This is a genomic window from Polaromonas sp. P1_E1_2 (assembly GCF_056406035.1).
The window spans coordinates 1-10,095 of record NZ_JBFUAZ010000090.1; the positions used below are offsets into that span (position 1 = coordinate 1).

Annotated in this window: 13 protein-coding genes; 3 read left to right on the plus strand and 10 right to left on the minus strand. The window is 59.5% G+C overall.

Going from position 1 to position 10,095, the window contains the following annotated elements:
• Window positions 1-44: 44 nt before the first annotated feature.
• Window positions 45-572: a thermonuclease family protein gene (locus tag AC1D1P_RS06885; protein WP_477672493.1), complete on the plus strand. Its 528-nt coding sequence runs from the start codon at window positions 45-47 to the stop codon at window positions 570-572.
• A gap of 157 nt (window positions 573-729) precedes the next feature.
• Here AC1D1P_RS06885 and AC1D1P_RS06890 read toward each other — a convergent pair whose 3' ends face one another.
• The 7 genes from AC1D1P_RS06890 to AC1D1P_RS06920 form a co-directional block, all read right to left on the minus strand.
• Complete coding sequence (locus tag AC1D1P_RS06890; RefSeq protein WP_477648500.1) at window positions 730-1,044, minus strand: BON domain-containing protein; 315 nt, start codon at window positions 1,042-1,044, stop codon at window positions 730-732.
• A gap of 92 nt (window positions 1,045-1,136) precedes the next feature.
• On the minus strand, window positions 1,137-1,688 hold the full coding sequence (locus tag AC1D1P_RS06895; RefSeq protein ID WP_477669810.1) for a ferritin-like domain-containing protein: 552 nt from the start codon (window positions 1,686-1,688) through the stop codon (window positions 1,137-1,139).
• The gene (locus AC1D1P_RS06900) at window positions 1,685-2,137 is read right to left on the minus strand and encodes a hypothetical protein (protein WP_477672494.1); all 453 of its coding nucleotides are present in this window, start codon (window positions 2,135-2,137) and stop codon (window positions 1,685-1,687) included. The genes AC1D1P_RS06895 and AC1D1P_RS06900 overlap by 4 nt, the downstream gene beginning before the upstream one ends.
• A 4-nt stretch (window positions 2,138-2,141) precedes the next feature.
• Window positions 2,142-2,507 carry a hypothetical protein gene (locus tag AC1D1P_RS06905; protein ID WP_477672495.1) on the minus strand — a complete coding sequence of 122 codons (366 nt, stop codon included), beginning with the start codon at window positions 2,505-2,507 and terminating at the stop codon, window positions 2,142-2,144.
• Between the two features lie 62 nt (window positions 2,508-2,569).
• Window positions 2,570-2,953: a glycine zipper domain-containing protein gene (locus AC1D1P_RS06910; RefSeq protein ID WP_457279640.1), complete on the minus strand. Its 384-nt coding sequence runs from the start codon at window positions 2,951-2,953 to the stop codon at window positions 2,570-2,572.
• Between the two features lie 97 nt (window positions 2,954-3,050).
• Window positions 3,051-3,215 (minus strand): DUF1328 domain-containing protein, encoded by a 165-nt coding sequence (locus AC1D1P_RS06915; RefSeq protein ID WP_457279639.1) that lies wholly within the window; start codon window positions 3,213-3,215, stop codon window positions 3,051-3,053.
• 261 nt (window positions 3,216-3,476) lie between these two features.
• Entirely contained in the window at window positions 3,477-4,817 is a 1,341-nt protein-coding gene (locus AC1D1P_RS06920) for a sensor histidine kinase (protein ID WP_477669808.1), read from the minus strand.
• 130 nt (window positions 4,818-4,947) lie between these two features.
• Here AC1D1P_RS06920 and AC1D1P_RS06925 point away from each other — a divergent pair, with 130 nt between their 5' ends.
• On the plus strand, window positions 4,948-5,580 hold the full coding sequence (locus tag AC1D1P_RS06925; protein ID WP_007867910.1) for a response regulator: 633 nt from the start codon (window positions 4,948-4,950) through the stop codon (window positions 5,578-5,580).
• A gap of 2 nt (window positions 5,581-5,582) precedes the next feature.
• On the opposite strand, the gene AC1D1P_RS06930 is transcribed toward AC1D1P_RS06925, so the two are convergent.
• Window positions 5,583-5,963: a response regulator gene (locus AC1D1P_RS06930; protein ID WP_477669807.1), complete on the minus strand. Its 381-nt coding sequence runs from the start codon at window positions 5,961-5,963 to the stop codon at window positions 5,583-5,585.
• A 344-nt stretch (window positions 5,964-6,307) separates the two neighbouring features.
• Between AC1D1P_RS06930 and AC1D1P_RS06935 the strand changes: the two genes are divergently transcribed.
• Complete coding sequence (locus AC1D1P_RS06935) at window positions 6,308-8,323, plus strand: AsmA family protein (RefSeq protein ID WP_477672496.1); 2,016 nt, start codon at window positions 6,308-6,310, stop codon at window positions 8,321-8,323.
• A gap of 31 nt (window positions 8,324-8,354) precedes the next feature.
• On the opposite strand, the gene AC1D1P_RS06940 is transcribed toward AC1D1P_RS06935, so the two are convergent.
• The gene (locus tag AC1D1P_RS06940) at window positions 8,355-9,119 is read right to left on the minus strand and encodes a HesA/MoeB/ThiF family protein (protein WP_477669805.1); all 765 of its coding nucleotides are present in this window, start codon (window positions 9,117-9,119) and stop codon (window positions 8,355-8,357) included.
• An 89-nt stretch (window positions 9,120-9,208) separates the two neighbouring features.
• Window positions 9,209-10,095: S41 family peptidase (locus AC1D1P_RS06945; protein WP_477672497.1), on the minus strand; the 887-nt coding region annotated here is incomplete at its 5' end.

Below are 10,095 nucleotides of genomic sequence, written 5' to 3' on the forward strand. Positions count from 1 at the left end.
ATATTGGCGGGCGCAAGCAGCTATTAAGTTAGTAGCAAATTAACGTGACGAAAAATTCCGCAGTCAAGTCCGTGGGCGTGTTCTTTCTGGTGGCACTCATGCATGGGGGTGTGTCGGCGCGCACGGCCTCGCCTCCCATCGCGGCCTGGCCCGGAATCGTCACCTATGTGGTTGATGGCGACACCGTCCGGGTGCGTCCGATAGCGGGGGGTAAACCGGTCAGCATTCGTATCCAGGGTATTGATGCGCCGGAAATCTGCCAGCCGGGCGGGGCCCTCGCGCGTGATGCGCTGATGCGCCGGCTTCTGGGCAAGCGTGCGGCGGTGCATGGCCAATACCACGACGACTACGGCCGCCTCCTGGCCAGGGTGGGGTTCAGCGGAGAAGATGCCGGCAAATGGATGGTCGCAAACGGTATGGCCTGGTCCTACCGCAGCCGCGGCAATGCAGGTCCCTATGCCCGGGCGGAAAAACGTGCCCAGGCCGCAAAGCTGGGACTGTTTGCATCGACAAAAGGCGCGCCGCCTGTGTATCCGGCGCTGTTCCGCAAGCAGCATGGAAGCTGCCACTGAAAGGATCCGTGGGGGTCTGCAAAGACTGCTGCAGGATCCAGGCGCCGCGGTGGCTGCATCGCCGCCCGGTCACAACGAAAAAAGCAGGCACAGATTATCTGTAGCCTGCTTTTTTTAGCCACCTGCGCGGTGGCCCGGCTTGTTCAGCCGCTTACGCTCAAGGACGAACGACGATGTCGTTACGCACACCCTTGACGTTCTTCACATTGCGGGCAATGTTTTCGGCCTGGGCTTTTTCAGCGCTGGACTTGGCAAAACCGGACAGCTGAACCGTGCCATTGAGCGTTTCCACCTTGATGGAGGACGCGGCAACGGTTTTGTCCTCGACGAACTTGGCCTTGACTGATGTGGTGATGGCAGCATCGTCAACATAAGCGCCAGCAGTTTCCTGACCACGCCCAACGGCGCAGCCGCTGCCGATGATGGTGATGCCTGCCAGTGCGGCGAATGCAATTGCGCGAGCGTATTTCATATTGTTTTCCTCTAAGTTGGTTTAATCGTCTGGTGCATGGTTAAAAAGGCCTGTCGACTGGCGGCACCACGCCGGCCGACCTGCGGTAATCGTTATTTCTCCAGCCAGTCCTTGAGCTCGTCGGCATGCTCTTCCTCATCGGCAAGAACATCTTCGAGCAGGCGGCGTGTCGTGGGATCCTTGTCGCCAATCAGCGCAATCATCTGGCGATAGGTTTCAACCGCGATGCGTTCGGCGATCAGGTTGACCCGCACCATGGTTTTGAGGTCGTTCGATTCGTCGTAATCCGCATGGCTGCGCTGCAACAGTGTGGCCGGCGAAAAGTCCGGCTCGCCGCCCAGCTGCACAATGCGCCGGGCAATGCGGTCCGCATGTCCGGATTCTTCATTGGCGTGGACCAGGAACTCGTCGGCAATGGGCGGCGACGACACACCGCTGGCCATGAAGTAGTGCCGCTTGTAGCGCAATACGCAAACCAGTTCTGTTGCCAGTGCGTCATTCAGCAGCTTGACGATCGCATCGCGGTGCGGCCCGTAGGCCGGCGTGATCGCGCCGTCATTGAGACTGTTGCGGGCTGCATTCAGCGCTGTTTCATCTAGCACCAGCTCGTCGGGGGCGGTGCGGGAAAGCGTGGAGGTGTTCATCGTGTGTAGGGTGTTTTTTCAGGCTTGTGCGGTGCGCCAGACAGCATGGACAGCAAGGTGCCTGGGAGTTCGGACGTCTTGAGGGCGGCCAGCAGCAAGCCGCCAAGTGATACCAGTCGCCAGGGCCGTAGTACGACCGCCGCAGCGCCTGCCGCGGCTGCAATACCCAATAGCTGCAACGGCTTTTCTTCGGCGTACCTGTCAATCATCGGCCGGGCAATGTCAACTGCCACGCTCACGGGGTGATGCCGCCACCAGCTCCCCAAAGCATGTTTGAGAACGCCCCAGGTTCCGCGGTCGAGAAAGTGCGCCGGATCATTCTCCGGGCCGGCCTCTGGATTGCCCGGGTTTTCTTCATGGTCCAGCTTTTCCCGGCTCATGTGCCGGACAATGGCCTTGCGGCTGCTGGCCAGCCTTTCCTGCGGCGTTGGGGCGGTGAGGGTGGACATCGGTTCAGGCGGCCATGCGCAATGCGCGCGCGTCGCTGTCAATCTGGGCTTTCAACTCGGGAAAGCGTTCATTCGCGAAAGGTTTTCTCGCGCGCAATGCGGCCCCGATGGCGATGGCCAGTGCAATGCCCGGAACCGCCACCAGTGCCCAGTGAAACTGGTTTTGAAGCGCCCCCAGCATGACGGCCGTTCCTGCGAGCCCCAAAAATACGGCGGCCGCCAGTACCGCAATCACCCACGCCACAGCCCGTGCAACCAGCTCGGCACCCGCATCGGAAGCCTCTTCATGAAAGAGCGCCGCGTAAGCAGAGACATGGTCCATGACGAGGTCAGGCCGTTGCACGATGGTGGAGAACAGGGGGTGAAGCATTGGATGGGGCGAATCTGCGTGCAGTGGTCGGTACCGGGGAAAAGCGGGCGGGAGCCTGGCGATCAGTAACGGTTTTGGTTGCGATGGCGTGCAGACGACACCAGCAGCGCGATGCCGGCGCCGACGGCGGCGGCAATCAGCACCGAACGCAGGGGTTGCTCGGCAACATAACGGGTGGTTGCACCTGCGGCATTGGACAGCGACTGCTGTGCGCGATGCTTGGCTTCAGAGGCGATATCGAGGCTCTGACGGGCAAGGTGCTGGGCCTTGGACGCCAGCATGTCAACGACGGGATCCACGCTGCCGCGCAGTTCGCGCACTTTGGTTTCGGCTTTGTCGAATGCCTCGTTGGCATAGCTGCGGGTGGAGTCAACGGCTTTTTCTGCGTTCTGCAGCAACTCATCCGAGCTTTGGCGGGCAGTCTTGGTGGCGGTTTGGGTATTCATGTCAGGTCCTTGGTGAGTTGAGTGAATGACGATGGAGATGCGAGGAGAGAGTGCCGCTCGCTCGTAAAAAGCGTTCGGCACTCTCGGAATGGCTGGATCAATTCTTTCGGAGCAAGCTGATGACAAAGCTCACGATGGCCATGACGGCGAAGATGAAAAAGAGGATCTTGGCGATCTCGACGGCACCTGCGGCGATGCCACCAAAACCGAACACGGCAGCGATCAACGCGATGATCAGGAAAACGACGGAGTAGTGCAGCATCTCGGGCTCCTTGCTTGGCTAAAAGGGGTGGTGCTTCTTTTTGAAACGCCTTCAGCAAGGTTAATGAGTGCCTTCAATTTCCTTCATCGGCTGCCAGCGTGTGCCCCTGTCAGTTCGAGCGGCCATGCCCTGTAGGAGGTGGCCGACATTTTGTTACGCTGGCAGCGCAGCGCATGCCTCGAAAAGCTGAGGGGTGTTGAGCCCTTTGGCGGGCAGGGCGCAGCAGCAGGTGACCTGCCCCGCGCCACGTTCAGAGACCGGTCAAAGTGTTTTGGGCAGCACCGCTGAAATGCGCGTGCCATCGCCTTCGGTGCTGGACACCGTCAGCCGTCCGCCTGCGGCTTCGACGCGATGGCGCATGCCGGCAAGGCCATGGCTTCCCGGGCCCACGCTCTCAAGCTTGAAGCCTTTGCCGTTATCTTTGACTTCTACCGTGATGTAGCTGTCGAAGTTGTGAAGGCTGATCTCGGCTTGCCTGGCTTCTGCGTATTTGCCGATGTTTGTCAGTGACTCCTGCACCAGCCGGTAGATGGTCAGCTGCGCCGAGCCGCCGAGTTCCACAGGCTCCAGATCGGTGGTGATGGAGAGTCCGGAGCGTTCTTCAAACTCGCGTGCGAGGATCTCGAGAGAGGCGACCAGGCCCAGATGCGACAGCGAGGACGGCCGGAGGTCTTCGACAATGCGGCGTTTCAGCGCAATGCCGCTGTTCAGCGTGTTGGTCAGGTGCGTCAGCCGCTCAGCCGCTTCCGGCAGATTGCCTGCCAGGCGGGATTTCAATCGGGCCACATCCAGTTTCGCGGCGGTCAAAAGCGCGCCCAGTTCGTCATGCAGTTCACGCGCGAGGTGGCCGCGTTCGTCCTCGCGCACATTTTGCAGGTGGGTAGCCAGCTCGGCCAGGTTGGCGGTTCTTTCACGTACCTGTATTTCGAGGAAGTCGCGCTCGCGTTGCAGGGATTCCTGCTCGCGCCGGCCGGAAGCAAGCAGCGCCTTGGTTTGAAGGAGGTACATGTAAAAAGCCAGCAAGCCCGCCAAAGCCATGGCCGCAATGCCGATTCGGGAGAGCTCCAGCGCCTTCTTGATCTGAACCTGCCCCTGCTCCATTTTGCTGACGCTGTTGGAGGCCAGTTTCGCGGACTGCGCGCGAATCGCCTCCATATGCTCTTTCCCTACGTCCGTGGTCAGGACAAATTTCCAGGCGTCCTCGTTGCCTTCCTTGCGCATGCGCACGCTCAGGTCCATTTCGGCCAGCTTGCGCGAAACATGCCTGGACATGACGCCGAACTCTGAAAGTTGATCCTGGTAAGGGGTGAACAGCCGGCGCAAGGCATCCAGGTTCTGGTCGATATCGGCCAGGGCGGAGTTGTAGGGCTCGAGATATCGAACGTCGCCGGTCAGCAGGTAGCCGCGCTGCCCGGTTTCCGCATCCAGCATGTGCTGCATCAACCGGTTGATGGCGCCGCGGGTTTGCTGGGCCTCTTCAATACTGGCGGCCGCCTCTGTGGATTTCTGGAAGCTTGCCTCGTTAATGAAGATGAGAATGGCGGCAGCCAGCACCGCCAGGGGCAGGCTGATGGCCATTTTTGGGATCGCAAATCGTTTCACGGCAAACTCCGTTCAGTCATTTGGTGAAAATTTCGTCAATAATGAACACTGAAAATCAATGCGGATGTCCTGCAGGCCATCTTTTTCATTGCGTTGCCCGCTTGCGCAGACCTTATAGAAAGACAGCGACATGATCAAAATTGGAATTGTGGACGACCATGCCATTGTGCGTTCTGGACTCAAACAGTTTTTTTCCGACCAGGTGGACCTGCGTGTCGTGGGAGAAGCCGGCAGTGGCCGTGAGGCAATTGATCTGGTGCGTAACGTTGAGCTGGATATTCTGGTCATGGACTTGTCCATGCCTGGGCAAAGCGGCATCGATGCGCTGGCCATGATTCGCGCCAAGGCGCCTGATGTCGGCATCCTCATTCTGAGCGGCTATCCTGAAGAGCACTATGCGGTCAACCTGATTCGCCAGGGCGCCAGCGGCTACCTGAACAAGGAATGCGATCCATCCGAGATTGTGGATGCGATTCGTGTGATTTCTCTTGGCAAACGCTACATTACCCCGGCGGTGGCAGAGCTCCTTGCGCAGCAGCTGAACCGGCCCAACGACGTGGCTTCCCACGAACAATTGTCCGAGCGGGAGTTCCAGGTTTTTCTCAAGCTGGCCAAGGGTGAAACCGCAGGCGACATTGCCAAGGCGCTTTCGCTGAGCGTGAAAACCGTGAGCACCTACAGGACGCGTGTCATGGAAAAAATGAGCCTGTCCTCCAACAGCGACCTGACCTACTACGCGCTCAAGAACAAGCTGATCGATTGAGTTCAATCTGAAATGGTGCTCTGCTGGATGCAATAGTCCACCAGGGCATCGATTTCGTTGGACTTGTCAAAAACGGCATCGACACCGAGCTGGGCACATCTCTGGCGGATGTCTGCAGTGGCGTAATTGCTGAGGACGACGACTTTTTGCGTGGCGGGGCGGTCACGGCAGGCAGCCAGCACACCCAAACCGCTTCCCTGTTTCAGAAACAGGTCAACAATCGCCAAATCCCAATCGCCGCTGTTCTCGACAAGCCAGGCCTTGCCTTCGTTTTCAGTTTCGGCGGTGCCTACCGCGTCAATGCCTGCCAATTCCTCAAGCGTCCCGATCAGATTCTCTCGAATGGTGGGATTGTCTTCTACGATGTACGTTTTCAGTCTCACTGCTCGGGTCCAGGTGGGAAGGCTACGTGCTTCTCGGAAATATTACAAAAGGCTCAAGAACGCGGTGTCCTTGTTTCCTAATGTATCTTTTTATTGTGGCCCATTCTGCCAGTGACCAAGGGCAGTGCCTGTAGGAGGTTTCCTACGACCCGCTCGAAAAAACTGTAGGCACATGCCCACAGCGTCTTATGGCGCTTGCCGACTGTCCTGTGGGGTGAGCTGACGCACATTTGATTCACTGTAGTTCAACGCGCTTGTAAGGGTGATGGACATTGCTGGCAGCCGCGCATTGTTGGCCATTACAGACTGCCCTTGCAATGGTTTGAACGATTCCTCTCCAGCACATGAACAACGTCTTGTCCTCATCGCCTCTTCTGCGTAGAACACTCATCGGCATTGCCGTATTGGCGGTGATTCTGGTGCTGGTTGCGGTGTTTTTCCCTTGGGACGTGCTTCGTGGCCCGATCAATCGTCACGTATCCGAGCAACTCGGAAGGCGTTTTGAAATTACCCGGCACCTGTCGGTGCAGCTCGGACGTACTGCCACGGTCAAGGCCGACGGGGTGGAAATAGCCAACCCCGAATGGGCCAGCAAACCCTATCTGGTGACGGCAACCGCCGCAGAATTTGATATCCGGCTGTTGCCGCTTCTTTTTGGCCGGGTAGAGTTGCCCCGGATTGTGCTGACCGAGCCGCAGATAGGGCTCCAAATAGAGCCCGATGGCCGCCGGACCTGGGCCTTGTCGCGGGATACGTCCGACGAAGGATCCGTTCCACGGATCGACGCGCTGGTCATTGACCGCGGCACGGTTGACTACCAGGCTGCAGCGCAAGGCGCCAATATCCATGTTCAGTTCTCACTGGCACAAGAAGCAAATGAGCAGTTGCCCCTGAGCTACAAGGCCACCGGCAAATGGAAAAACGAGTCCTTCAATGCGACTGGCCGCACCGGCGGCGTACTCCAGCTGAGTAAAGACCTCGAAGCGCCGTTTCCGGTAGAAGTGAACGCCGTAGCCGGCAAGACCAGCCTCAAGGCCAAAGGCTCGGTCTCCAATCTCGCAGAGCTGGCCGGCATCAACGCGACCTTTGACCTGCAGGGACGCAACCTGGAAGAACTCTACAAGCTGGTGGGCGTTGTGCTGCCTTCAACACCACCCTACAAAGTCCGGGGCAAGCTGGCCAGGCACGGCAAGGTGTGGGCGGCCACCCAGATGCAGGGCGTTCTTGGAGGTTCGGATATCAATGGGGCGCTCAGTTTTGACCAGTCTGCTGCCGTGCCGCTTCTGACCGGCAAGGTCCAGTCCAGGCTGCTTGATTTCGCCGACCTCGCCCCCGTGATCGGCCTGGCTCCATCAGGGAAAGCCACGCCTGCCAGTGCCGACACACCTGTTGCCAGGACTGACAGCGATTCGGCGGCGGCGGCGCCAGGCAGAAAAACGGTGCCCACTGCGCGCAAGGTTCTGCCTGTCGCAGCGCTTGATGTGACGCGGCTGCAGGCGATGAACGCCGACGTGATTTATTCTGCGGCTGATATACGGCATGTGAAAGTACTGCCGCTCGACAAGGGCAGCGTTCATGTCCAGCTGAAATCCGGTGTTTTGCAACTCGACCCGATCTCRCTGGGCATTGCAGGCGGTACGGTGGCAGGGAGTATCCGCATCGACTCCAACCCTGTGCCCGCGGTTTTCACGACACGGTTGGACCTGCGGGCCGTGCAGCTCAACCAGCTCTTTCCTGCCGTTGAAACGACCAGGAGCAGCCTGGGCAAGGTTAGCGGCCAGCTGGACCTGAAAGGGCGCGGAAATTCACTGGCGCAAATGCTGGGATCGGCATCCGGCGACGTCGCCGTGCTGATGGGTAAGGGCGAGATCAGCAATATCCTGCTCGAGTTCATGGGCCTGGACGGCGGAGAGGTGATCAAGTTCCTGGTTCGTGGTGACCGCAATGTGCAGTTGCGCTGTGCTGCTGCGGCTTTTGAAGTGAACAAAGGCCTGATGACCACCAAAACGATTGTGCTGGATACGGCAGATACGGTCATCAACGGTCGCGGCACGATCAACCTTGCCGATGAGACATTGGACCTTGTTCTGGATCCGGCGCCCAAAGACCGCAGCATACTGAGCTTGCGGTCTCCCCTGAAGATTGGCGGTACCTTCGCCTCCCTATCGGCCGGCCCTGACAAGGGAGCCCTCGCGGGACGTGCAGCCGTTGCTATCGGACTGGGTGTGATCAATCCCTTGCTGGCATTGGCCGCTACCATTGAAACCGGACCGGGCCAGGATGAAAACTGTGCAGCGATTCTTGCGAAGGCCGCAGCGTCTGCTGCCGGCTCGCGGATGCCGGCATCGGCCACCAGATAAGGTTTTCCCGCGGCCTTTCAGCCGGATTCTTTCAGGGAATTTTTTTGGCCCCGCCGCCGCACACTGCGCATGCCGCATGGGGCGCAATTTTCATTTCGCTCCATTCCATGTGTTTGCCGTCCAGCATCAACAGCCGCCCGGTCAACGACCCGCTGATGCCGCAGATCAGCTTCAGGGCTTCGGCAGCCTGCGTGCTGCCCATGATGCCGACCATCGGCGCGAAAACGCCCATCGTCGCGCAAAGGGCTTCTTCCAGCTGGTCTGATTCGGGAAACACGCAGGCATAGCACGGTGAATCTTCGCGTCGCGAATCGTAGACGGCGATCTGGCCGTCAAAGCGGATGGCTGCACCCGATACCAATGGCTTGCGGTGTTTGACGCAAGCGCGGTTGATGGCATGGCGCGTGGAGAAGTTGTCCGTGCAGTCCAGCACAACATCGGCGTCCCGGACCAGCTGATCGAGCAGCGCGCCTTCTGCGCGCCGGGTAACCGGGGTGACCACGACGTCGGGGTTGATGGCCGCGATGGACTGGGCAACGGATTCTGCCTTGAACGTTCCGATGCGAGACAGGTTGTGGGCGATTTGCCGTTGCAGGTTGGTGGCATCCACCCGGTCATGGTCGGCGATGGTGATGTGGCCGACACCGGCGCTGCCCAGATAAAGCGCGACGGGCGAGCCCAGTCCGCCCGCACCGACGATCAGCACATGCGACTGGAGGATTTTTTCCTGACCTTCGATGCCGATCTCGTCGAGCAGGATGTGCCGCGAGTAACGAAGCAGCTGTTCGTCGTTCATGATGGGAAACCGTTCAAGCTGCAGGACGGGCTGGCCCGGAAGGGGCAGGGCGGGATCCGGCGCAAGCCGGCTCCGCTCTGCGCATCGGCCTAGTTGTCTTTTTTCTCGTTTTTCGGTTCGACCACGGCTGTCTTGCTGACCAGCACGGGACGTCCCTTGAGCTTGTTGATCGCCTGGGCCAGCTGGAAGTCCTTGTCGCTACCCAGTTCAGGCGGGCGACGCTGCTCAGGTGTCTTCTTGGCTTCTTCTTCAAGGCGCTTCAGGGCCTCTTCGCGAGCCTTCTCGCGGCCGGCGTCTTTCACTTCAGCGCCCTGGCCACTGTTGAGGTGTTTCTCAAGATCGGCTTCGCGGGTGCGCAATGCGGCAAAAGGACTGCCTTCAGCGGTTTCATCGACCATGACGTCAGGCACGATGCCGCGCGCCTGGATGGATTTCCCGCTGGGCGTAAAGTAACGTGCCGTGGTGAGCTTCAGACCCGTATCCGGCCCCAGGGGGCGGACGGTTTGCACCGATCCCTTGCCGAAAGTCTGGTTGCCCATGATGGTGGCACGCTTGTGGTCCTGCAAAGCACCCGCGACGATTTCGCTGGCAGAGGCCGAGCCTTCATTGACCAGCACCACCAGCGGCACGTTCTTGAGGGCAGCCGGCAGGCGCTTGAGCGGGTCGGCGCCGTTGCGTCGCTGGTAGAACTCCGGCGCAGCCTTGTAGGTGAATTTGCTTTCGGCCAGCTGGCCGTTGGTGGACACCACAGTGACGTTTTCAGGCAGGAAAGCTGACGAGACAGCGACTGCCGCATCCAGCAGGCCACCCGGGTCATTGCGCAGGTCCAGCACCAGGCCCTTGAGGTTGGGCTCCTGCTTGTAAATCTGCTCAAGCTTGGTCACGAAGTCGTCGACCGTGCGTTCCTGGAACTGGCTCAGGCGAATCCACGCATAGCCGGGCTCCACCACTTTGCTGCGAACCGACTGGGTACGGA

Excerpts from the sequence above, each read along its gene's own strand:
- AC1D1P_RS06890 (WP_477648500.1), bottom strand. The coding sequence starts at position 1,044 with ATGAAATACGCTCGCGCAATTGCATTCGCCGCACTGGCAGGCATCACC.
- AC1D1P_RS06895 (WP_477669810.1), bottom strand. The coding sequence starts at position 1,688 with ATGAACACCTCCACGCTTTCCCGCACCGCCCCCGACGAGCTGGTGCTA.
- AC1D1P_RS06900 (WP_477672494.1), bottom strand. The coding sequence starts at position 2,137 with ATGTCCACCCTCACCGCCCCAACGCCGCAGGAAAGGCTGGCCAGCAGC.
- AC1D1P_RS06905 (WP_477672495.1), bottom strand. The coding sequence starts at position 2,507 with ATGCTTCACCCCCTGTTCTCCACCATCGTGCAACGGCCTGACCTCGTC.
- AC1D1P_RS06910 (WP_457279640.1), bottom strand. The coding sequence starts at position 2,953 with ATGAATACCCAAACCGCCACCAAGACTGCCCGCCAAAGCTCGGATGAG.
- AC1D1P_RS06915 (WP_457279639.1), bottom strand. The coding sequence starts at position 3,215 with ATGCTGCACTACTCCGTCGTTTTCCTGATCATCGCGTTGATCGCTGCC.
- AC1D1P_RS06925 (WP_007867910.1), top strand. The coding sequence starts at position 4,948 with ATGATCAAAATTGGAATTGTGGACGACCATGCCATTGTGCGTTCTGGA.
- AC1D1P_RS06940 (WP_477669805.1), bottom strand. The coding sequence starts at position 9,119 with ATGAACGACGAACAGCTGCTTCGTTACTCGCGGCACATCCTGCTCGAC.